Annotated in this window: 25 protein-coding genes; 17 read left to right on the plus strand and 8 right to left on the minus strand. The window is 46.6% G+C overall.

Annotated elements, in window-relative coordinates:
• The first annotated feature begins 10 nt into the window (after positions 1-10).
• The 3 genes from M3193_RS12550 to M3193_RS12560 are packed head-to-tail and all read left to right on the plus strand — an operon-like array spanning position 11 to position 3,606.
• The gene (locus tag M3193_RS12550; RefSeq protein ID WP_251628150.1) at positions 11-382 is read left to right on the plus strand and encodes an ArsR/SmtB family transcription factor; all 372 of its coding nucleotides are present in this window, start codon (positions 11-13) and stop codon (positions 380-382) included.
• Positions 372-2,471 (plus strand): heavy metal translocating P-type ATPase, encoded by a 2,100-nt coding sequence (locus M3193_RS12555; protein ID WP_251628152.1) that lies wholly within the window; start codon positions 372-374, stop codon positions 2,469-2,471. The genes M3193_RS12550 and M3193_RS12555 overlap by 11 nt, the downstream gene beginning before the upstream one ends.
• Positions 2,472-2,499: 28 nt before the next feature.
• Positions 2,500-3,606, plus strand: coding sequence for a GNAT family N-acetyltransferase (locus tag M3193_RS12560; RefSeq protein ID WP_251628154.1), 1,107 nt, complete (start codon positions 2,500-2,502; stop codon positions 3,604-3,606).
• A gap of 41 nt (positions 3,607-3,647) precedes the next feature.
• On the opposite strand, the gene M3193_RS12565 is transcribed toward M3193_RS12560, so the two are convergent.
• Positions 3,648-3,803 (minus strand): lmo0937 family membrane protein, encoded by a 156-nt coding sequence (locus M3193_RS12565; protein ID WP_153009923.1) that lies wholly within the window; start codon positions 3,801-3,803, stop codon positions 3,648-3,650.
• Between the two features lie 118 nt (positions 3,804-3,921).
• Here M3193_RS12565 and mntR point away from each other — a divergent pair, with 118 nt between their 5' ends.
• From mntR to M3193_RS12590, 5 genes are all read left to right on the plus strand, one after another.
• On the plus strand, positions 3,922-4,332 hold the full coding sequence (gene mntR, locus M3193_RS12570) for a transcriptional regulator MntR (protein ID WP_251628156.1): 411 nt from the start codon (positions 3,922-3,924) through the stop codon (positions 4,330-4,332).
• A gap of 19 nt (positions 4,333-4,351) precedes the next feature.
• Entirely contained in the window at positions 4,352-5,212 is an 861-nt protein-coding gene (locus M3193_RS12575; RefSeq protein WP_251628157.1) for a CvfB family protein, read from the plus strand.
• 58 nt (positions 5,213-5,270) lie between these two features.
• The gene (locus M3193_RS12580) at positions 5,271-6,158 is read left to right on the plus strand and encodes a DUF1002 domain-containing protein (RefSeq protein ID WP_251628165.1); all 888 of its coding nucleotides are present in this window, start codon (positions 5,271-5,273) and stop codon (positions 6,156-6,158) included.
• Positions 6,159-6,203: 45 nt separating this feature from the next.
• A complete protein-coding gene (locus tag M3193_RS12585; RefSeq protein ID WP_251628167.1) occupies positions 6,204-6,485 on the plus strand; it encodes a GNAT family N-acetyltransferase in 282 nt (93 codons plus the stop codon).
• 356 nt (positions 6,486-6,841) lie between these two features.
• Entirely contained in the window at positions 6,842-7,315 is a 474-nt protein-coding gene (locus M3193_RS12590; RefSeq protein WP_251628169.1) for a DUF4064 domain-containing protein, read from the plus strand.
• A 43-nt stretch (positions 7,316-7,358) separates the two neighbouring features.
• Here the strand turns inward: M3193_RS12590 and M3193_RS12595 are convergent, their stop codons facing one another.
• Entirely contained in the window at positions 7,359-7,859 is a 501-nt protein-coding gene (locus M3193_RS12595; RefSeq protein WP_251628171.1) for a GNAT family N-acetyltransferase, read from the minus strand.
• 282 nt (positions 7,860-8,141) lie between these two features.
• Here M3193_RS12595 and M3193_RS12600 point away from each other — a divergent pair, with 282 nt between their 5' ends.
• From M3193_RS12600 to M3193_RS12615, 4 genes are all read left to right on the plus strand, one after another.
• Positions 8,142-8,486: a hypothetical protein gene (locus M3193_RS12600; RefSeq protein WP_251628173.1), complete on the plus strand. Its 345-nt coding sequence runs from the start codon at positions 8,142-8,144 to the stop codon at positions 8,484-8,486.
• A gap of 197 nt (positions 8,487-8,683) precedes the next feature.
• Positions 8,684-9,034, plus strand: coding sequence for a hypothetical protein (locus tag M3193_RS12605; protein WP_251628175.1), 351 nt, complete (start codon positions 8,684-8,686; stop codon positions 9,032-9,034).
• A gap of 214 nt (positions 9,035-9,248) precedes the next feature.
• On the plus strand, positions 9,249-10,073 hold the full coding sequence (gene yidC, locus M3193_RS12610; protein WP_251628177.1) for a membrane protein insertase YidC: 825 nt from the start codon (positions 9,249-9,251) through the stop codon (positions 10,071-10,073).
• Between the two features lie 57 nt (positions 10,074-10,130).
• The gene (locus M3193_RS12615) at positions 10,131-10,376 is read left to right on the plus strand and encodes a hypothetical protein (protein WP_251628179.1); all 246 of its coding nucleotides are present in this window, start codon (positions 10,131-10,133) and stop codon (positions 10,374-10,376) included.
• A 37-nt stretch (positions 10,377-10,413) separates the two neighbouring features.
• On the opposite strand, the gene M3193_RS12620 is transcribed toward M3193_RS12615, so the two are convergent.
• The gene (locus M3193_RS12620) at positions 10,414-11,568 is read right to left on the minus strand and encodes an MFS transporter (RefSeq protein WP_251628181.1); all 1,155 of its coding nucleotides are present in this window, start codon (positions 11,566-11,568) and stop codon (positions 10,414-10,416) included.
• A gap of 139 nt (positions 11,569-11,707) precedes the next feature.
• Between M3193_RS12620 and M3193_RS12625 the strand changes: the two genes are divergently transcribed.
• Entirely contained in the window at positions 11,708-12,694 is a 987-nt protein-coding gene (locus tag M3193_RS12625) for a M15 family metallopeptidase (protein WP_251628183.1), read from the plus strand.
• A 53-nt stretch (positions 12,695-12,747) separates the two neighbouring features.
• Here the strand turns inward: M3193_RS12625 and cls are convergent, their stop codons facing one another.
• Positions 12,748-14,199, minus strand: a complete 1,452-nt coding sequence (cls, locus tag M3193_RS12630) for a cardiolipin synthase (RefSeq protein ID WP_251628185.1) — start codon at positions 14,197-14,199, stop codon at positions 12,748-12,750.
• A gap of 276 nt (positions 14,200-14,475) precedes the next feature.
• On the opposite strand from cls, the gene M3193_RS12635 reads away from it, so the two are divergent.
• Complete coding sequence (locus M3193_RS12635) at positions 14,476-15,801, plus strand: L-cystine transporter (protein WP_285851990.1); 1,326 nt, start codon at positions 14,476-14,478, stop codon at positions 15,799-15,801.
• A 39-nt stretch (positions 15,802-15,840) separates the two neighbouring features.
• Here M3193_RS12635 and M3193_RS12640 read toward each other — a convergent pair whose 3' ends face one another.
• A complete protein-coding gene (locus M3193_RS12640; RefSeq protein ID WP_251628189.1) occupies positions 15,841-16,158 on the minus strand; it encodes a hypothetical protein in 318 nt (105 codons plus the stop codon).
• 87 nt (positions 16,159-16,245) lie between these two features.
• Positions 16,246-17,481: a helix-turn-helix domain-containing protein gene (locus M3193_RS12645; protein ID WP_251628191.1), complete on the minus strand. Its 1,236-nt coding sequence runs from the start codon at positions 17,479-17,481 to the stop codon at positions 16,246-16,248.
• Between the two features lie 114 nt (positions 17,482-17,595).
• Here M3193_RS12645 and M3193_RS12650 point away from each other — a divergent pair, with 114 nt between their 5' ends.
• Both M3193_RS12650 and M3193_RS12655 read left to right on the plus strand, forming a co-directional pair.
• Complete coding sequence (locus M3193_RS12650) at positions 17,596-18,897, plus strand: MFS transporter (protein ID WP_251628193.1); 1,302 nt, start codon at positions 17,596-17,598, stop codon at positions 18,895-18,897.
• 74 nt (positions 18,898-18,971) lie between these two features.
• Entirely contained in the window at positions 18,972-19,811 is an 840-nt protein-coding gene (locus M3193_RS12655; RefSeq protein ID WP_251628195.1) for a hypothetical protein, read from the plus strand.
• Positions 19,812-19,856: 45 nt separating this feature from the next.
• Here M3193_RS12655 and M3193_RS12660 read toward each other — a convergent pair whose 3' ends face one another.
• Positions 19,857-21,017: an MFS transporter gene (locus M3193_RS12660; protein WP_251628197.1), complete on the minus strand. Its 1,161-nt coding sequence runs from the start codon at positions 21,015-21,017 to the stop codon at positions 19,857-19,859.
• A 397-nt stretch (positions 21,018-21,414) separates the two neighbouring features.
• Here M3193_RS12660 and M3193_RS12665 point away from each other — a divergent pair, with 397 nt between their 5' ends.
• On the plus strand, positions 21,415-21,555 hold the full coding sequence (locus M3193_RS12665; RefSeq protein ID WP_251628317.1) for an Lmo0850 family protein: 141 nt from the start codon (positions 21,415-21,417) through the stop codon (positions 21,553-21,555).
• Between the two features lie 83 nt (positions 21,556-21,638).
• Here M3193_RS12665 and M3193_RS12670 read toward each other — a convergent pair whose 3' ends face one another.
• Entirely contained in the window at positions 21,639-22,838 is a 1,200-nt protein-coding gene (locus M3193_RS12670) for an FtsW/RodA/SpoVE family cell cycle protein (protein ID WP_251628199.1), read from the minus strand.
• Between the last annotated feature and the right edge of the window lie 78 nt (positions 22,839-22,916).

Consider the following 22,916-nt stretch of genomic DNA (forward strand, 5'->3'; position numbering starts at 1 on the left):
AGGTGCTGGAATGAAGGTTAAAGATACATGCGAAGTGACAGTCATCCATGAGGAAGTAGTCGAGAAAGTTCAAAATGGCCTGCCGGATGTTAGCGGCATGGTACAAATATTCAAGGCGCTCGCAGACGAAACGAGATTGAAGATCGCCTATTCGCTCACGCTCGAGGAGCAGATGTGCGTCTGTGACGTGGCGGCGGTCATCGGCGCATCTAATGCAACGGCGTCCCATCATCTTCGCTATTTGCGGGAGAACAGTCTTGCGAAATCGGAGCGCAAAGGAAAGATGGTCTATTATTCGCTTGCGGATAGCCACGTTCATAACTTGGTAAAGATCGCCCACGATCACGCCTCGGAAGGGGAGGTTGTATCGGATGTCCACTAAAACGGAGTACAGACTCGAGAATTTAACTTGTGCAAACTGTGCAATGAAATTCGAAAACAATGTGAATAGCATCCCTTCCGTTTCGGAAGCGACAGTTAACTTTGGCGCGTCAAAGCTCTCGTTCACAGGTGATGCGACGATGGAAGAGCTTCAGGCGGCTGGGGCATTCGATGGCATTCAAGTCGTGCCTTTGACGAAAAGGAATACGGAGCCAAAAATTCCGTTTTATAAAAGGAAAGAAAATATCGTGACATTCCTGTCTCTGTTGTTCGTCATTGCGGGGATGTATTTCACCTATCGGGACATCCCGCATCCTACTGCAGCAACGAGCCTTTTTGCAGCCGCCATCCTGATTGGCGGGACGGGTATGTTCATCACAGGCATCAAGAACCTTGTACGACTTGATTTCGACATGAAGACGTTGATGACGATTGCGATTATCGGAGCGGCAATCATCGGAGAGTGGCAGGAAGCGGCGGTCGTTGTCTTTTTATTCGCAGTGAGTGAAGCGCTTGAAGCATACTCCATGAATAAAGCGCGTCAATCGATCCGTCAGCTTATGGATATCGCCCCTGCGTCCGCAATCGTGAAACGGGACGGAAGCATGATGGAGCTGCCGACGGAGGATATCCAAGTCGGCGATATCCTTGTCGTGAAGCCGGGGCAGAAAATTGCAATGGACGGCATCGTTAAGAGCGGGCAATCGACTGTCAATCAGGCGGCGATCACGGGGGAATCGGTCCCTGTATTGAAGCAGCAGGATGACGAAGTATTTGCGGGAACGTTGAATGAAGAAGGCGCGCTCGAAGTGACTGTTACGAAGCTTGTTGGTGACACTACGATCGCTAAAATCATCCACCTTGTTGAGGATGCTCAAGCAGAGAAGGCGCCGTCTCAAAAATTCGTCGATCGATTTGCAAAATATTACACGCCGATCATTATCGGCATTGCGATTTTAGTCGCCATCGTCCCACCTCTATTAGGAGGGGAGTGGCATACTTGGATTTACCAAGGGTTGGCGGTGCTAGTTGTCGGCTGTCCTTGTGCACTTGTCGTATCTACGCCTGTCGCCATTGTGACGGCGATCGGGAATGCCGCCCGCCAAGGCGTCCTCATTAAAGGAGGCGTTTATCTTGAAGAGATGGGGCGTATTACTGCGGTCGCCTTCGACAAGACGGGAACGTTGACAAAGGGATATCCTGAAGTGACGGATTTTATCGCCATAGACGGGGAGAAACAAAATATCCTGCGGGCAGTAGCAGCGGTCGAATCGATGTCCCAGCATCCGCTGGCTCGCTCAATCGCCGACTATGCGAAGGAGCAAGGCGCAGGCGGGGCGGACATCCGGAACTTCCAGTCGGTTACAGGGAAAGGGGCCTTCGGGGAAGTGGATGGGGTCCTTGTTCACGTTGGGAGCATGAAGTGGGCGTCTGAGCTTGCAGAACTCCCTGCGGAAATGAAAAAACGCGCGGAGAGCTTGCAGGAGGAAGGGAAATCCGTCATGGCGGTTCTCTTTGATCATGAATTCCAGGCGTTGATCGCCGTGACGGATCCATTACGGGAGGAAAGCGCTGATGTCCTCCATCAATTGAAAGGGGTCGGCATCATGCATACAGTCATGTTGACGGGTGACGATGAGCGGACAGCCGAAGCGATTGCGAAACTGGCTGGTGTGACGGATGTCCGTGCAGGACTCATGCCTGAAGACAAATTGACTGCCGTAAAAGGATTGATCGGTCAATACGGGCGGGTCGCAATGGTCGGTGACGGCATCAATGACGCCCCGGCGTTAGCCGCTTCCTCAATCGGGATTGCCATGGGGGGAGCCGGCACGGACGCGGCTCTTGAGACGGCGGACATCGCCTTAATGGCGGATGATCTCCGACAATTGCCGTATACAATGAAATTAAGCCGAAAAACGTTGCAGATTATTAAAGAAAATATTATGTTTGCAGTAGGTTTAAAAATTGTAGCGCTGCTTTTGATCATCCCAGGATGGTTGACTTTATGGATTGCAATCTTCGCGGATATGGGTGCGACGTTGCTTGTTGTGCTGAATTCATTGAGATTGATGCGGATCCATAAGTAAGGACGCAGCCCGAACGGGGGGAATTGGAATGAAATTGCGGGAATGGACGATGGAGGAACAGGAACAGCTCATCCATTTTTTGACGACGAATACGTGGCCGTTCCACGGAAATGCGCATCCGGAACGCGAACTGATCGAAAAGACGATTGAAGACGGCGGGTATGAATCGGATGAAGTGAAGACGTTCTGGGTGCAAAATGAGGAAGATGACATCGTAGGAATCGTGAAGATCCATGATTTGCAGGATGAAATCCCGTTGTTCGATCTCCGGATTGCGGACCGTTACAGAGGATTCGGATACGGACCGAAAGCGCTGCGCCTCATTACAGAGTTCGTCTTCGGCATGCCGGAAGAGAAGATTCGACTTGAAGGCCATACGCGACAAGATAACTTGGCGATGCGGAAGACATTCGAGCGTGCAGGGTTTGTAAAGGAAGCACACTTGCGGAAAGCGTGGTTCTCGCCAAAAGAGAATTCCTATTATGACGCTGTCACCTACGGAATGACACGGGAAGACTTTTTGGCAGGAACGACGACGCCCGTCATGTGGGAAGATGCAGGCATCGGTGAAAAACCGAAAAAACGTATTCCGAATTTCCCGGCCGAATTCGAGTCGGAGAGGCTCATTATTCGCATGCCTGAAGTGGAAGACGCTCTTGATGTGTGGAATGCAATGCGGAATTCGCAGCCAGCCTTAAAGGAATGGATGCCATTTGCGCAAAAGGCGCCTGAGCTGCATTCGACAGAGGAGAATCTGCGGCAGGCGATTGCCGATTTCATTACACGGAAAGACTTGCGGCTCCATATGTTCTCGAAAGAGACGGGGGAATTCGTCGGGTCGACGGGACTTCACCGCATCGACTGGACAGTTCCAAAATTTGAAATCGGGTATTGGCTGGATACGAAATTCGAAGGGCGAGGCCTTATGACCGAGGCGGTTGAACGATTGACGCGCTTTGCATTCGAAGATCTGCACGCCCGCAGAGTGGAAATCAGATGTGATGAGGAAAATGTGAAAAGCCGTTCTGTAGCTGAACGGGCAGGATTTGAGCTGGAAGGTACATTGAGATGCGATTCCCTTTCAGCTAATGGCGAGCAATTGCGGAATACATGCATCTACGGAAAAGTAAAATAAGAAAGGGTGCCACTTTGGCACCCTTTCTTTACCCTACTACACTAAACTGATCGTCGGCCGGTCAATAACTGGATGACGAATATGATTCCTGCGATGACTAACAGAAGGTGGATAAGTCCGCCTCCAACCTTCATGACAAATCCGAGTAGCCAGAAGGCGATTAGTGCTACGATAATAATCCAAAGTATTTTACCCATTTTTTTCACTCCTTCGAAGTGGTATAGTGAATTTACCCGTAAGTTGGATTTTGTAAACTGTCTTATGAATGATTTATCATTAAATGGGCAGGGAATGTACATACTGGAGGTGGAACGATTGGCAACACCAAGTATGGAAGATTATATTGAACAGATTTATATGCAGCTCGAGGCGAGGGGAGAGGCCCGCGTCTCCGATGTGGCGGAAGCACTTTCGGTATTGCCTTCTTCTGTAACAAAAATGGCGCAGCGTCTCGACCGGGAAGGATATGTCATCTATGAGCGGTATAGAGGGCTGGAGCTGACAGAAAAAGGATTGACATTCGGAAAGAAGCTCGTCAGGCGACATGAACTTCTTGAACAGTTTCTCCGAATCATCGGCGTCGAAGAGAAGAACATCTATCAGGATGTTGAAGGAATCGAGCACCACTTGAGCTGGAATGCGATGGACCGGATTACGGACCTGGTGGAAGCGATGAAAGAGGACGACGGGTTCGTGCAAAGACTGAAGGAACGGCAAAGCTTCTAAATGGAAGAGGAGATATGAAATGACTGAACATAAACCGGGTTTTATTGCCCAACTAACCGTAATTGGCCAGGAAGGATCTAGATGGGTGCTGGATGGCGGAGACGAGCAGGAGATCATGATTAATGCCTCGGAATTCGAATCCCCGATTGAAGAGGGGGACGATGTCGAAGTCTTCCTATATATGAACAGACGTGGAGAATTGACGGCGACGGCTAACATTCCGAAGATGACGTGCGAGTCGTTCGGTTGGGGACGGGTCATCCGTATTGATGATAAGGAAGGCGCTTATGTAGATATCGGCTCTTCCTTCGAAGTGCTCGTGAATAAAGCGGACTTGCCTAGAGTGAAGGCGTTATGGCCAAAGACGGACGATGAGCTGTTCATGACACTGCGCACCGATCTCGGTGGCAATATTTTCGGACGCCTTGCAACGGAGGAAAGGGTGCTGGAATTGATTGAGGATGCACCTGATACGACTTTCAATAAGAATTTAAAAGCAAGGGCATACCGTCTATTGCCGGTTGGATCGTTCTTTTTAAGCATTCCGGAAACATACAGGATATTCGTCCATAATACGGAGCGGGAGCATGAGCCGCGTCTAGGTGAGGAAGTCGATATCCGGGTCATCGATGTACGCGATGACGGTACGCTGAACGGCTCGTTGCTGCCAAGGAAAGAGGAGCGGCTCGGCGATGATGCAGAGACTGTTTACCGCTACCTTACCGATGTAGGCGGCAAAATGCCGTTTTCGGATAAATCGACTCCGGATGAGATCAGCGAGATGTTCGGAATGAGCAAAGGTTCATTCAAACGGGCGCTCGGCAAGCTTATGAAGGAAGGGAAAGTTACGCAAAGTGAAGGCTGGACGACTTTGAAATGAGAACTGGAACCTTTTTCAATGCACTTCGTACTACTTCATAGTACAGGAGGGAAAGCTTATGAAGAGAATCTTGATGGCGGCGAGCGTATTGCTGCTAGTAGTTGGGGGCTTGCTGCCGGCGTATGCGAAAGCCGATACGGCCATTGACGAAAAACTAGGTGTGCCCATTGTTGTATTGGGTGCGAACTTGACAGACGCAGAGAAGGAAAGCGTTAAGAAAAGCTTGAAAGTCGAAGAGACTGCCGAAGTTGAAGAGATTACGGTCGCTGGAAATGATCTTGTGAAATATATTAAAGACGGAAATAGCCAGGCGAGAATGTATTCATCTGCCAAAATAACAAGGCAGGATGCAGGGAAAGGCCTCGTCATTATGATTGTCACGCCTGACAATATTACGCAAGTGACGAACGAGATGTATGCGACAGCGATGCTGACTGCCGGCATCGAAGACGCAATCGTCGAAGTGGCGGCGCCGAAGCCGGTGACGGGGCATTCCGCATTAGTCGGAATCTATAAGGCGTATGAAGTGTCCGGGGAAACTCTCGACACCGAGCGGACGGATGTCGCAAATGACGAGTTGAATTTGGCGACGAAGTTTGCGAAGGACTCCGGCATTGATCAGGACAAAGTGGCTGAACTCCTAACGGAAATCAAAAAGTCGATTGCCGAGAACAAGCCTGCGACGAAAGAAGAAGTCGAGAAAATTGTAAATGACCAATTGAAGAAGCTGAACATCGAGCTGAGCGAAGCTGATCGGCAGTTGCTGATTGACTTGATGGACCGGATCCGGAATTTGGACATCGACTTTGGAAAGCTCTCGGAGCAATTATCCGACATGGCGACGACCATCAAAGAAAAGTTCGGCGATATCGATCCTGGTTTTTGGGAAAAGGTGCAGCAGTTCTTTGCGGATCTTTTTGAATCGATCAAGTCATGGTTCAAGTGATACGTGCGTGCGCTATGATAGAATATTGGAAAAGGAGATGATCACATGGAATTTGAATTAGTTGAGCTTGGTGGAGACGCATTCGCGTTCCGGCACGAAAAGGACGGAAAAATGCTGGCTGAAATCACATGGACACTTCTTGCTGATGTAATGGTCATGGATCACACGTATGTATCTCAAGAATTGCGTGGCGGAGGCGTTGCCAAGCAACTGCTCGACCGTGCCGCGGAGTATGCCCGTGAAAAGGGATATAAAATGGAAGCGGTATGCTCGTATGTTGTCACTGCGTTCAATCGATACAAAGAGTATGACGACGTAAAAGCATAAGAAGGTAAACATACAAAAAAGGCAATCCTCCAATATGCTTAAAGGATTGCCTTTTAGTTATTTCTATTTGAGATTACAATCCCCATGCAGTTGTGACGAAATATACGATGCCTGTAAGTACAGACGCGCCTGCGACCGTGTAAAACATGTCCGTCGAAGTGAACAGTAGATTTTTCCCCATATTTCATCCTCTCCTTTCGTATAGTGAAGGATATCTTTCATAGAGATATACTACCCGGGATAGGGTATTCCAAAACTTGCCTTCTGAAAAGAAATAGATGAGTAACGAATCCTATTGTTTTACTAATCGTATACTTGTTATGATAGAAAATATGCAAGAGGAAAGGGTGCTTTACTTGAACCGCACAGCAGAAAAAGTTTTATCAATTATTGCTGTCATTATGACAGCGATTGGAGTTATTGTCGGTTTTATTGCAATTGCTATTTTTAATCTCGTGAAAAACGATCCGGCAGCCATGAGGGATATTGAAATGGAAATGATGGCCGATCCTGCAATGACGCAGGCCGAAATGGATGCCATTTACGGAGCTTTTAGTGTCATGGGCGGACTCATCTGGTTTCTCCTCATCGCAATGATCATCAGCGTCGTTTTGAATATTATCGGTATCGTCAACATCTGGAAAGACAAAAATGCTAAGCTTGCAGGAATACTGTTCATTATTGCCGGATTGTTAGGCGGTATATTATCATTGCCTTCCATTCTGCTCTATGTCGCTGCAATTCTCTGCTTTACGAAAAAGCCGCCATTGCAGGATGAACTTCAATTTGCAGATCAATCCTATAACAGCGATGGAATGAGGCCGCTGTAAAATAAAAAGACGCTTTCCCTTGACGGGGAAGCGTCTTTTTAGCTTAATAGGCGTACACTGTTTCGTGAATATAATAAACGTATTGTGCTGTTTCAACAGGGTAGCCTTCAAAGTATTCTTCGAAGACCTCTAGCAATTCAAATCCTTGTTTTTCATAAAAAGCGCGTCCTGCCGTATTCCGGCTATCAACGTAAACGAAAAGTTGTTTGGCGTTGCCGAGCATGCTGACCGTATAGTCTAACAGTTTTTTGCCGTAGCCTGAATGCTGATGGGACGGTAAAATATACATGGCCGTCAATTCCGAGTCGCCATCTTCGTCTTCTCTTGTGAAATTAAGGAAGCCGATCGGATTTCCTTTTTCACATTCAGCGACAAGCATATGGGTTTTTTCCATCCGCTTGATCATCATTGCATTGGAATAGGAGCGGTCGATAAATGCTGTCTGAATGCTTTCAGGAATGATCCCCGCATATGTATCATTCCACGTGATGTGGGCAATTTGTTGAATATAGCCAATATCATCGGCAGTCATTGGTCTAATCATGTCGCAGTCACCTCCGGGAAACCTTTTTTTTATCATAACAAAAAATGGGACAATAAACTACGCTTGTCATCATAATGAAATATAAAAATGTAAATTATCTAAAAAATGAGTGAAATCCAAGAACAATCAACTGAATTATTTGATATGAATTGGACGATATGAGATGCTACTAGTGACGTCTCGGTTTGGAATGTCATCTCCGATGGATCGGAGTTTTCGAATTCGAGAAGAGGGTATACTCAAGTATAAGACGATTTTTAAATCAATGGAGGAATGATAGCTATGGCACGTAAAAACGGAAATGGACTACTTCTTGCCACTTTGGCTGCAGGCGCGTACGCATATTTCAGCAAAAAAGAAAACCGTGATAAAGCGATGGTTGCGGTGAACAATATGAAAACAAAGGTCGATTCCTTTATACAATCACAAAAACTGAATCGTTCCGATGAGACGAAAACCGGTCATTCGGATCCATATGACTTGCAGGACAACAAAATGGTAAGTGAAGGCGCACAAACCAGCGTTCATTACTACAATCAAGAAGTAGAGGATAAATCCGAGGAATCAAAAACGGATGGTCTTTACAGTAAAAAAGAAGATCCGAGCCAAGCTCCCCAAAACAAATAATCAACCCGCTTCCGTAATGGAGGCGTTTTTTTATGTTTCCACTACAAGCAACAGATTCCTACTAAATATCTTTAATTCGCTAACAAGGCCGTGAATCCATTAAAGGATTTACGGCCTTGTTGTTGAATACTTTTATAACAGTGCGTGTTAGTTGAAGAGTATTGTTTAACAATGCATGAAAATGGAGGGAGGTATTTATGCGGTTAGTATCTATTATACTTATTTTTCTTTTGATTCCTTCAATTTTAGCGAGCTGTCAAACAAGTCCAGGTCAAAATTACGGAGGAGTTTTAAGTAAGAAACAGGTCTTGAAACTAGATCCTGATGCAGATATCTTTGAGTTTAAGGATGCGGTTTATAAAACAGGCGTAACTTGGATCGAAGAAGAAGAGTTAACAAAGGAGATGCAAGTAGGGGAAATAACTGAAGGAATGGCAAATAAATTACCTAACGGAGCTAAGATTTATGCGCCAAAAGAAAGAAAGGATATTTTGATTGTTGAGTATGGCGGAAAAGAAAAAAGATATTTACTCCAAGTTGGTGAATAAAAGTTCTTATTCAATTACTACCGGATATTTAGTTCAACAAGAGAACCGTCTATTGACGGTCTTTTTATTTGGGCAGAAGGGAGACTGTATGGAAAAATTCTGCCACTTGTATTGGGAATCCATATAAATACTCGTAAATGACGGTCATTGATTGTAATTGTACAGTGAATTGATGTATACTTTTCAGTAGTTTGAAATAGTGAAGGTGAATTTATTGAAAAAGAAAATTGGTTTATTATCGATATTGATAACCACTGCCGTTTTCCTGAGTGGTTGTTCCGGAGTCCAGAACAAAGAAGGAACGTTCTATAATATTTTCGTCAAGCCGATGGAATGGCTGCTTCACTACCTTGGTGAAACATTCAACGGAAGTTATGGACTGGCGATCATCGTCATCACTGTCGCCATCCGGTTGGTGCTCATGCCGCTAATGTTGAAAAACTATAAGGCGCAGCAAGAAATGAAAGTGAAAATGGACGCCCTCCGTCCGGAAATGGAAGACATCCAAAAACGCATAAAAGAAGCGAAAGAAAAGGAAGACAAAGAAGAGCAGATGAAGCTTCAGCAAGAGATGATGGGCTTGTACTCCAAGCACGGCGTCAATCCGTTGAACATGGGCTGTCTGCCGTTGATCATCCAGATGCCGATCATCATGGGCCTCTACTTCGCAATCCTTTACGCTCCGCCGGAAGTAAAGGAGCATCAATTCCTCTGGTTCAACTTAGGTGAGCCGGATAAGATCATGATGCTAGTTGCCGGTGCGGTCTATTTCGTCCAAGCGCGAGTATCATTGTGGACGATGCCTGAGCAGCAAAAGCAGCAGATGAAGTTGTTCATCTATATGTCGCCGATCATGATCATGTTCATCTCATTCACTGTGATGGCTGCGCTTCCGCTCTATTGGGCGGTCGGTGGGCTATTGCTCATTTTCCAAACATACTTGGGCAGGAAGTTTTACTATAAGGAAGTGGTACAACCGCTTCCTGAGACAAAGGCAGATGCAAAGACAGAAGCGAAGCCGAAGTCGAAAAAAGATTGAACAAAGGCATACTGGAGGCTGGAGAGCAATCTCCGGCCTTTTTTGGAGGGATTTAACGTGAATCAGAAGATAGCAGGCATCATCGGAATCGTTCTGCTTGGGATTGTGACATTGTTTTTTGTCGTTCGAGGGAAGTTGGACTATGCGATTCTGACAATGATGGCGCTCTTTACGTTGACGAATGCTTCAAGAGCTAAATCGTTCAAGGAACAAGGGTTTGAGAGGGAGTCCAAATGGATGCGCTATTTATCCATCCTGTTTGCGATTTCATTCATCGTTGTGTTAGTACTCATTATTTTTTAATAAAAAACGTCCCCCGGTTACGGAGGACATGGACACATCAATAAGCCAACTTTTTGCGGGTTGCGAGTACGATAAAAATCGCAGGAATGGAACAGACGGTCATTCCTAAAAATGCGGTTCCTGGCGAGATCTCATAAAGATAGCCAGCTGGAAACGTCAGGATGGCAGTGCTCAAGCTCATCGCGAATGCGGCGTAGAAACCTTGGGCCGCGGCAATCTGCGAATTCGGAAGCTTTTTCGAAATGTATTGGATGAACGCGTAATGGGCGATTCCGAACGACGCGGCATGCAAAACTTGCGTCGCGATGAAAATAAGCGCAGTCGGAAATAGGAAGACGAGCACCCAGCGCAACGTCGACCCGATTGCGGCAATGAGGAACATCGTTGAAATCCGTACGTCAGATAGTAGCCGATCCGCCTTTACGAAGAAAAGGATTTCGAAGAGGACGGCGATATTCAATATAATTCCGATATAAAATCCGTTCACGTTCAAGTCGTCGAGGAACAGGAAGCCGTAATTATAATAAGAAGCGTGGGCGCCTTGGAGAAGTACGCCAAGCACCATTATGACCGCAAAGCCTTTCGTCGCGAATAAGTCCTTCAATCCGGTTTTCCGATTGCGCGGGTCTTTCCTATCAGGAATGCTTTGTAAAACGGCAGGCGCAGGACGGGAATAAAATATAACAGCAATCGCGAGTCCGGCAATCATCATGTACAGGATGGCTTGTTCATTCCAAATGGCTGTTGCTCCGCCTACGAGCAGGAGTGCAACGGTGTAACCGATTGAACCGAACGAGCGGCTTTTTCCGTAATGGACATGCTCCTTCTGCATGAGGACGGAGGCACCGCTTTCGACGGCCGGCAAGATGATCGGGTAGAAGGCGCTGAACAAAACCGTAATGACGAACAATACACTGAATGAAGAGTCGGGAATATAGAGGACGACAAGGAGCAGCGACAGCACTGTCATCCATTTCATGACACGAATATATGACGTTCTTGCTGTCAAATAAGGGAAGACAAGGAACGTGGAAAACGACCGGGCGACCATCCCGGCACCCATGACGATGCTGGCGTCCTTAACGGACAAGCCCTTTTCAATCGTCAGCCAACCCGTCCAGTAGGGGAGAAAAACGCCCCATGTAAAGAAGAAAGTTAGAAAGCTTATCGATAGCCACCGTTGATTATTCATTCGTAATCCTCACAATCTTTCATTTACACATTCGCAAATAAATGATAGCATACACGGACTGGAAAGAACATCGTCATATGGCGATTTGAACATAGTTAAAAATAAGAGATACCTAGAGTAGAAGGAAGGCCAACATAAGATGAACCGGAAACGAAAGTATCAAAGTAGAAAAAAACCCAACAAGGCATTGACGATCACGCTGCTGCTGGCAAGTTTACTCATGACGGCAATCGTCGTGTGGATCGGCATGAATGATTGGGATGTAAATAGAACGTTGAGACAAGTGGGCATCGGTGAAAAAGAAACGCCGCCTGTGGAAGAGCGGGAAACGGAGGATGCGGAAAAACCGGAAGAGACGGAGCCGGAGACAGAACCTGAAGCGCCGGAAGAAGTAACACCTCCTGTCGAGGAAACACCTGTTGAAGAAGAGCCGCCTGCAGAAGTGAAAGAGCCCGAAACGAAAGAACCTGAAACGAAGGAGCCGGAGAAAAACGTAACGCCAGCAAAACCGGCACCAAAAAAAGAGGAGAAGCCGAATGTGACGGCAAAACCGCCGACAAGCCCGAATAATAATGGTTATGTCGAAGGCCAGAAGCTCCCGGACAAACCGACTATTATTAACGGGATTGTCATAGCGAATAAAAAGCATCCTTTGCCAAGCACCTATGCTCCTGGAGAAAGCAAGGAGGCGAGAGCCGCGTTCAATGAAATGGCGGCAGAGGCAACACTCTCCGGCATCAATTTGACTGCTTTCAGCACATACCGCCCGTATGAATACCAAGTGACGCTCTATGAACGATACGTCAAAAAGGACGGCGTGGCAAATGCGGATAGATACAGTGCGCGCCCAGGCTATTCCGAGCATCAAACAGGACTTGCCTTTGATATCGGTGAAGTGAACTACGAGAAGTACTGGGCATCATTTGAATTTGGGGATACGGAGGCTGGGAAGTGGGTAGCGGCTAACGCGTACCGCTACGGCTTTATCCTCCGCTACCCGGAAGGCAAGGAACACATCACAGGCTACAGGCATGAATCATGGCATTTCCGTTATGTCGGAAAAGAAATCGCCGAAGAAATCTTCAAACGCAACATCACCCTTGAAGAATATCTTGGCTTAAAATGAAAAAATCCCTCGGCATCCGGAATTCAGGATGGCGGGGGATTTTTTTATTTGTCTCACAGGATCGGCGACAATAATCTTGAGACCGATTCTTTAATCTTGATCCAACGGGTCCGCTCCAAATACATGTCGTACGTCAGCTCTGTCGATAATTGCATATCCTGTTCGAACAGTTCGGCGAGCTCGTGGGATTTCTCGCGGTCATAAATGAATGCATTAATTTCAAAATTGAGTTTGAAGCTCCGCACGTCAATGTTCGCAGTTCCCACTGTGGATACTTCATCATCGACGACAATCTGCTTCGAGTGAATGAATCCATTCTCATAAATATACACTTTCGCGCCCGCCCGCAGCAACTTTCCGACATTCGAATAAGTCGCCCAATAGACAAACATATGGTCCGGCTTGTTCGGGATCATAATTCGAACATCCACCCCGGATAGACATGCAATCCGCAATGCATCGAGGAAGCTTACATCGGGAATGAAGTACGGCGTCTGAATGTAAATATACTCCTTCGCAAGGAAAATCATCTTTAAATACCCGTCTTTAATTTGCTCCCACTCGGCATCAGGGCCGCTCGAAACGATTTGCAGCCCAACGGATCCTTTCCGAGGGATTGCAGGGAAATAGCGCTCCGCGTATTCGATGTCATCCAATTCAGTCGCTTGGTTCCAATCGAGGATGAATCTTGTCTGCAGCGGATGAAGTGCACTTCCTTCAATGCGGAGATGCGTATCGCGCCAATAGCCGAACTTTTTATCCAGTCCCAAGTACTCGTCGCCGACATTGAAACCTCCGACATACCCGATGCGGCCATCGATGACAACGACTTTCCGGTGGTTCCGGTAATTAAGCCGGGGGTTTATTAGCGGGAGGATGGCTGGGAAGAAAGCGGCCACTTCGCCTCCGCAGTCGATCAATTCTTTCAAGTGCTTGATGCGGAGTCCCCGCGAACCGATATCGTCGAACAGGACGCGAACTTTCACACCTTGCTTCGCCTTTTTGATAAGGACGTTTAAAATTCGAGTACCTAAGGAGTCCAACCGCAGAATATAATATTGAAAATGGATATGATCTTTGGCGTTTTCAAGATCTGTCAGCAAGGCATCGAATTTTGCAACGCCGTCATTAAACACCTGAACATCATTGTCCTGTGTCAGTACTGCGTGGTTATTTCGAAGATGGAGGTAGATCATGTCTTGGTAAAGCGCAGTATCATCCAGTTTGAAATCGAATGTCCCTTTCTCGATGGATTCAATTTGGTAATCAATCAAAGTTTCGATTCCAATCCGATTTTTCCCTTCCCATCTGAAAGAATGTTTTCTCCGTAATTTTCTTCCGAATAATAAATAGATGATAAAACCGAATAAAGGTACGAAGAACAACACGAGAAGCCAAGCCCATGTTGCTGTAGGGTCCCTTCTTTCGAGGAAAATCAGCGCAATCGCAAGGAAAATGTTCAATATGAAAATGGATGTTAAGGTAATCGTAACAAAACTTGCCATATAAGCCCTCCTTAAGTGACTGCTACTTATTAGTATACCGAAAATCAACCGAAAAAGAAGGGAATATCATCCACATGTGGGGACTTCTGTAGTCGAACTTTGCATTCAAAAGAAAGTTTTATAGAAGAATGTTAATCCTACTTGACTGATATGATTTAAGGGTATATAGTCTTTTTATAGTTTTTATTTATTCCTGAAGGGGGAAAAGATGTGGATACAGTTTTACTGCTTGTCAATATAGTAGCATTGTTACTATTACTAGGACTTCTATATACTATGCATCGCAAAAACGTTTCGTTTTCCAAAAGGGTTTTCACGGGTCTCGGACTGGGGATCGTATTCGGGTTCATCCTGAATATTGCATACGGTGCCGACTCTGAAGTGTTGGCGGAATCAGTCAGTTGGTTCAATATCGTGGGAACTGGCTACGTCAAGCTTCTTCAAATGATTGTTGTTCCTCTCGTGTTCATATCGATTCTCGGTGCGTTCACGAAAGTGACAATCGGCAAGAACTTCGGTAAGATGGCTGGCTTGATTTTAGGGATTCTTGTCGGTACGACTGCCCTTGCTGCAGTGGTTGGTATCTCGGCGTCGTTGCTGTTCGGCCTGGATGCCTCTGAAATTGTCCAAGGCGAGGCGGAAGCTGCTCGCGGCGTCTCCATCGAGGAACGTTCCGCGGATATGGCTGGCAAAGCATTGCCGGATCAAATCTTGGAACTCTTGCCTGCGAATCCATTTTTGGATTTCACAGGAGCGCGTCCGACATCGACGATTGGTGTCGTCATCTTCGCTGCGTTTCTCGGATTTGCCTATTTGGCATTAGTGAGACGGGATGAAGAGAACGCGAATTTGGTGAAGAAGGGGATTGATGCCCTGTATTCATTGATCATGGGAGTCGTGCGGATTGTGCTGCGGTTGACGCCTTATGGAATTTTGGCGATCATCGCGAGGACGGTTGCAACTTCCGACTTTGCAGCGATCTTTAGTTTAGGGAAATTCGTCCTTGCTTCATACGTCGCATTGCTCGTCATGTTCCTCATCCATTTGATCATCATTACGGTATCCGGATTGAATCCGGTCACGTATGTGAAGAAGACAGCGGAAGCTTTGCTGTTCGCTTTCTCGTCAAGATCTAGTGCGGGTACTTTACCACTTAACATCAAAACACAAACCGATCGGCTCGGAGTTCCGGACGGGATTGCAAACTTCGCGGGCTCATTCGGGTTGTCTATCGGTCAGAACGGCTGTGCAGGCGTGTATCCGGCGATGCTTGCAGTCATGATTGCACCGACTGTCGGTCAGAATCCATTGGAGCCGACATTCCTGATTACATTGATTGTAATCGTCGCTATCAGTTCGTTCGGGGTTGCTGGAGTCGGTGGGGGAGCTACATTCGCAGCGATTCTCGTTTTATCCGCTTTGAATCTTCCAGTTGCACTTGCCGGTTTGCTGATTTCGGTTGAACCGCTTATCGATATGGGACGTACGGCGTTGAACGTAAGTGGTTCGATGACCGCGGGCGTGACAACTGCACGTGTGAATGGCGAATTGGATAAGGAAGTCTTCAACGGTTCGATTGAGCATCAGTCGATTGAAGCATAATGGAAATGCCGCTAAAGCAATATGCTTTGGCGGCATTTTTCATTGGCGATGGCCAGCGCTCAAAGCGAGTCGTTCTGCGCCCAAAGCGATGCATTCCGCGCCCAAAGCAAGGCGTTCTGCGCCCAAAGCGATGCATTTCGCGCCCAAAGCAAGGCGTTCCGCGCCCAAAGTGAGGCATTCCGCGCCCAAAGCGATGCATTCCACGCCCAAAGCAAGGCGTTCTGCGCCCAAAGCGATGCATTCCACGCCCAAAGCAAGGCGTTCCGCGCCCAAAGCGATGCATTCCACGCCCAAAGCAAGGCGTTCCACGCCCAAAGCGAGGCATTCCGCGCCCAAAGCGAGGTATTCCGCGCTCATAGCGAGCCATCCGCATCAAATGCAAACTTGTAATAGAGCGAAAATAAAAGGATTACCGTAGAAAGCTAGTTCTCACTGCTCTCAATCTCATTGATCGTAAATCAATTCATACGTCTCCATAATAAAATCCTTGTATGGCGTCCGTGGCATGGAGGAAATGTTTTTCACCGCTATGTCAATCGACCGGAGTGCTTCCGCTTCATTCCCTAAAGCCCGATGACAAAGGGCTGCGTACGCATCTTTTTCATAGAAGATCGATAAATCGAATGGATGGTGCACATAATCTGCAATTACAATTTTCCCAAAGCAGGAAAGCGCCTCTTCATATTTTCCCAGGCCGTATAAAGCTTTGCCTTTTTCAATATAAGAGTAGGGAGTGTGGCCTCTGGTAAGATGGAGCTGATTATAATGGTCATTAATAAGATCCAGTGCCTGCTGATACTCTTTCTTATAAGAAGTTAAATAATGAACCCTTGCATATTTAGTAAAAAGGACCGCTTCTTCGTCATCCGCGAACTCCCCGTAGAGCATTAGCTTTCTTTCGTAATAGCTCATTGCTTCCAGATTGTTATTCATCATCGCATGGAAAGTAGCCAAACGGTAGAGATGATCAATTCGATAGAAAACCTGCTTCTCCTTCGAAAACTCAATTCCTTCATTCATGACGCGTATTGCATCTTCTGAATTCCCAACTGCATAGTGCAGCACTGCCTCCAAATAATCGAAATCGAGACGTGTGAGGGGATCAATAAGTCCATTCCGCGCTTCTATTTTGGACCGCTCCTCCAATAAAATATCGAGAGCGCTATTGTAATCATGCTCAGTGAATTTTACCATCGCAAGGAAAATGCCCACAGTGGCAAGGTGGCGGGTGATATTCATTTGATCATAAATGTCCGTAGCCTTTTCTAAATACGCCCTCCAACCATCTTTTTTCTCATAGTAAAGAGCACGGCTATAAATATCATACAGCCTGGCAGCTTCATAGCTTTGTGTCAATTTCTCAACATAAGGCTCTAGTAAAGAGAGAATCTGCTCATGTTCATCCGTGAGTTCATCAAAATCCACTCTTAAAAGTTGCTCAGCAGTTTTCAAAACTTCCCGTAATTCTTGTGGATTTGTTTCCTCCAACAGCTCAGACACTTCAACGCCGAGTTGCTCCGCAATATACGACAAGCTCTCCATCGACGGATTGGCTTTATTGTTCTCGATTAAACTGAGCATTCCCTTTGTCAGCTGGTCTCCCGCCAATGCTTCCAATGTCATCTTCCGCTGTTTGCGCAGCGATCTGATCCGTTCACCTAATGTATTCAGCAGGAACACCTCCAACCTATTTTGTATATAGTTTAATTATATTAAACTTTCTCTTGTATTGGAAGAGGAGGGCGTGGTATTATTTGTTTAATAAAATTAAACTCACTGAATGGAGTGACTATTTTGAGTGAAGCGATGAAATTAAAAAGGGCGACGTATCACCTGTGGACCTTTACAATCAGTAAACTTATTGCATCGTTCGGGGCACAGGTATATGCGTTTGCTGTAAGTTTTTACATTTTGCAATTGACGGGGTCTGCGACAAGCTTTGCGACGAATTTGATTTGCAGTATTTTGCCGAGGACACTTGTTGCACCTTTTGCGGGTTATGTGGCGGATCGATATTCGCGAAAGACCATTGTCATAACGGCACAAATTGCTTCTACCCTAGCGATAGGGGGCCTTCTGACAGTCAGTGTAGCCTTCGGAATATCGCTAGTTGCAATTTATATCACTACGGCAGTTTTGGCTGTCACCTCCACGTTTTCAGGAGTGACTTTCAGCTCGTCGATAACTGGACTGGTTGATGAAGCACGGATTCAAAAGGCGATGTCACTTAACCAAATGTCAATTTCTTTCGCGGCAATCGGCAGTCCGGCAATTGCGGGCGTGTTATATGGAACGGTCGAGATGCCCGTATTCCTTGTGATGTACATGTCGGCCTCGATGATTGCAGTCCTTCTTGAATCGACGATGAACTTCAAGCTATTCGCAAGAAGGAAAGAAGTTGTAGCAGGGGAGCCGAAAGAGTCAATGCTGCAAAGTATGAAAGCGGGGCTTTCTTATTTGAGATTGCAGCCGGTCATCATGACAATCATTTGGATTTCATTATTCATCAACTTCCTATTCGGTGCGTTCATGGTCGGTCATTCTTTCATACTCATCGAAAAGTTGAAAATGGCGCCAGAGCATTTCGGCCTCGTTGATGGAGTATTCGCAGTAGGAATGTTGCTTATGTCACTTTACTTATCAGTGCGTAAAGAAGTGAAATTCCCATTATTGGTTGGTAAGCGGGGAATTATTGGAATGGCTTTGCTCATGAGTGGGATTGCGTTTCCGCTTATGATCAGCATGCCGTACCCTTTGATGTTCGCCTATTATGCAATGCTCATGTTCGGCTTTGGGTTGATTCAAATCATCGTTAATACTCCGATGATGGTCATGATGCAAAAGATGATCGACGACGATTACAAAGGACGCGTCTTTTCAATTCTCGAAACGATGGCAATGGCACTTATGCCGTTAGGGATGGTACTGTACGGGTTCTTGTATGATGTCTTACCGGCACAATGGATATTGATCGTGTCCAGTCTGTTGCTCATTGGAGTTGTCCTCGTACTGGCAAGACCATCTGTCGTACGGATGGCGCATCCGGAGCTGGATAAAACAATAGTCGTTAAACCTGAAGTTGTCCATGAACAATAGCGTAAAAGAAGGCTTTTGAGCTCTTATCTAGAAATAGTGAATGGGAAGTGAAGGAACACAAAAGGGGGAGTATGGTGGGCAAAATTGAGGTTAAGAATCTTGTGCCGAAGTTTTTGAGTTTCTATGAAGAGGCGAAATCGTCGGATGCTGATGAGAGATGGGCGTTATGGGAGGAGCATTACAATTTTGCAGCAGTTCCTCCTGGGGATGAAGGGCGGAAGATGGCACGCGCATTGGTCGAAGGGGCATGGGACCAGTACGGGGAAGCCATCCCGGCATTGCAATCATGGAAACCGGATGAACAGAGAATCGAAGAGGTACTGCAGAAAGTGAAGGCCAATTTAGGCTACGAAGATGCTGTTTCAATTTCTGTCGTTTATTTTGTAGGCGCTTTTGATGAAAATCCATTCGTCGCGCCGATTGGTGATAGCAGGTTGGCACTATGCATTCCAGTGGAAACGGGGGCGTCGGACATTGTTTTGGCGCATGAATTGACACATATCATCCATGCAAAGACTGCAGATTTATCGGTAGCGTGGGAACGGTCCATCGCATCAACGATCCTGCAAGAAGGATTGGCAATGCGGGTCAGTCAAGCAATCGTGCCGGGTCATGCGGATGAGGATTACACCGAGCATAAGAAAGGATGGCTGAAAGAGGCGAAAGAAAAGGAGATTAAAATTTTGCAAGGCATCCTCCCGCACGTAAACGACTCCTCTTCGGAAGTGGTTATGAAATACACTTTCGGACTGGGAGAGGCGGGGCTTGAAAGAGAAGTGTATTATGCTGGATGGGTACTTGTTGACTCCTTGATGAAGAAAGGGGTTTCATTCAAGGAAATCGCGTCAGTTCCGGAAGAGGATATGCCCGAATTTGTGAGGGGGAAAATTGAGCATCTATTGGTGACGAATTAAACGAAAAGAGAAGCCCCTCCGGTGTGTGGAAGGGCTTCTCTTTACTTATGCATTGCGCAATGTCTTCGAAGACTTGCGATACATGAAAATGAAGAAGATGGAAATGACGGCGAGCGCAGCGGAAATGTAGTACATGTCGCCGTTTATTCTCGTCAAGAGCCATGTGAATAAGATCGGCCCGATAATGCGACCCATATTGTCCATTGAATACGTCATGCCGGCGGCAGTTCCATACTTTCCGCCGGATTCCTTCGATGTCAATGAAACGAGGATTGTCCGTGTGAGCGCATTTCCTGCAGTGAAGACGCTCATTGCAACACCCGCCCAGAAGAGACTGCTCGTGAACGGTATCAAGATCAGTCCAATGGCCGTGAAGATTTGGCCACCCAAAATCCATTTCGTTTCCGACCCATTTTTCACCCGACGGACGACACCGCCTTGAATGGCTGCATCGACAAACCCGCTCGCCATGAACAGATAGCCGATTTGCTTCGGTGTGATTTCGATTGCGGAGATCTGGAACAATTGGAATGTGGATTCGATTCCTGCCAAAATCAATGTCACCATGAAGGAGAGCAGGAATAAGTACCGGATCCGGTATTGCCACAGCAACATGCCGCCTTTCGGGAGCAATGCCCGTTTATTCGCCTCCCCAGTACGCTCCGGCTCTTTCAGGATGATTCCCGCGTAGACTAGAAGAAGCAACGTCAATACGCCGGACGCGAGAAATGGAGTTTGCAGGCTGATATCACCGAGCACACCGCCGATCGCTGGTCCGAAAATGAACCCGAGCCCGATCGACATGCCGAGCAAGCCCATGTATTTATTCCGATTCTCCTCAGTCGTCATATCCCCGACAAACCCCGTAACCGCCGTGTACAATGCCCCTGAGAAAATGCCCCCGACGACACGGGAAAGGTATAGCAAAGTTAGGTTATGAATGAAGAATGCGAACAGGAAAAAACTCAGACTGAAGCCAAGTAGGCCAACGAGTATCAGTTTCTTGCGCCCAACACGGTCGGATAATGAACCCCATAACGGAGCGGTGAAGAACGATGCGAGTGAATAGACCGTCAGCAATCCGCCCACATGGATTTCGGAAAGACCCTGTTGCACAATCACTTCCGGCAAAACAGGGATGATGATGCCGAATCCTAGATATACGAAAAATTGAACAGACATTAAGAGTAGAATAGATTTTTTCATGTATGTACCTGCTTTCAGTAAACATCAATAAGACCAGTTTACTCTGCCAATCGCATAGTGACAAAGGAAAAGGCGTTTGGTGGAATGAAATTGCATCCTGGAACGTCATTTTTTCGCATTTCAGGCGTAAAAAGAGGGAATCGGTGGTAAACAGCTGTGAGTCGGTGGTAAACCCCCGAGAATCGGTGGTAAATCAAAAAACGCAAGCTTTTATTTTTCCATCGTGTATAAAGCATTTACAAAAGGCGAACAATTTGTAACATAATTGAAAGATTTAAAAGTGGACAGGAGTGGTATGATGTGTATAGATCAAAATTGGCATGAATTTCATATCAATGATGAAACTTTCCAATGCGAAGACACGTCAACAACATATAGAAAGGTCGAGGTGGAAAAGATGGCGAAAGAAAAAGTTGATTTGAAGAAAATCATCTCCAACTTGGCGAAGTTGGGTGTTTCGGCAACAGCAACGAAATCCCGGATGGAAATGCTGAAAGCCCTCGCGCCACCTACAAATGACCCGCAAATACAGTCATAACAAAAAATCTCCCGCATACTTGCATGCGAGAGATTTTTTTTGCATTTTTGGAAGGCGTTCCGGCAGGCGCCTTCCGATTTTCGTTATTCCTCGTCATCCGAGCTGAACATATATGTCCGGTGATGGAATTTCATGCTGAAGACGAGGCCAATCGCGAGCATATTGCCCATCAATGAGCTTCCCCCGTAACTGATAAACGGGAGGGGGATGCCTGTGATCGGCAATAGCTGAGTCGTCATGCCGATATTTTCGAATACGTGGAACGTGATCATTGCGATGATGCCAGCGCAAATATATGTACTGAAGGGATCCTTCAGTTCAAGCGTGATCTTCGTCATATGATAGATCAGGAAGAAATACAGGCAAATGACAAGGCTTGCGCCGATGAAACCCCAGTCTTCCCCGATGACGCTGAAGATGAAATCAGTATGGCTCTCGGCAACGTACACTTCACGCCCTTGGAACCCTTTCCCGAATATCTCTCCTGATCCGATTGCATTCAAGGAAGTGATGAGATGGAGTCCTTCATTCGATGCATAGGAATACGGATCGAGCCAAGAATAGATCCGTTCAAAGTGGTACGGTTTGAAACCGAGCTTCGCCATAAACTCCTGTTCGTAAAGTGCCATCCACAGCAGCGTCCCTCCCAAAGATGCGGTCACGGCAAAGATCGGAAGGATGATGCGCCAAGTGATGCCCGCCACGATGACCAATGCGACAGTGATGGCGATGAACACGAGCCCGGTTCCTAAATCGGGCTGCAGCATGATGAACGTGAACGGAAGGAGGAAGACTGCAGCAATTTTACCGAGCAACAGGAAATCTGTCTGCAGCGTCTTTTCCAAATAGCGTTCGTGGTGATTCGTTATCGTGCGCGCCATGCCGATGATAAAGAACGTTTTCATGAATTCGGCGGGCTGGATGCTTCCGATTCCGAATGGAAGGTGGAACCAGCTTTTTGCACCATTTCTGCGGGAGACGAGTTCCATGCTTTCAGGCAAAATGAAAAGCGTTACCAAAAGGAGAACACCGCCGCCATAGATGATCCATGCAGCTTTCTTATATTGTTCCGGCTCCAAGTACATCGTGATGGCGATTATGATCGAGCCGATGACATACCATTGGATTTGTGACGGGATGAAGTTTACCGGAATGGAGTTTATCTTATATTGTCCTGTCGTTTGCGCGGATGCGATTGCAATGAGGCTGATCACGCCGAAGAGCAGCAGGATGAATGCGAGAGGCCAATCGAATCGATCTACGGGTTTTTTATCTAAGTTCATATATGTCACCTTATCAGTTAGTAGGATTGGCGTGGGAACCATATATTATTATAACGGAAAATGGAAGACTTGTACGGA

It is taken from the genome of Sporosarcina luteola, from assembly GCF_023715585.1.
GTDB lineage: Bacteria > Bacillota > Bacilli > Bacillales_A > Planococcaceae > Sporosarcina > Sporosarcina luteola_D.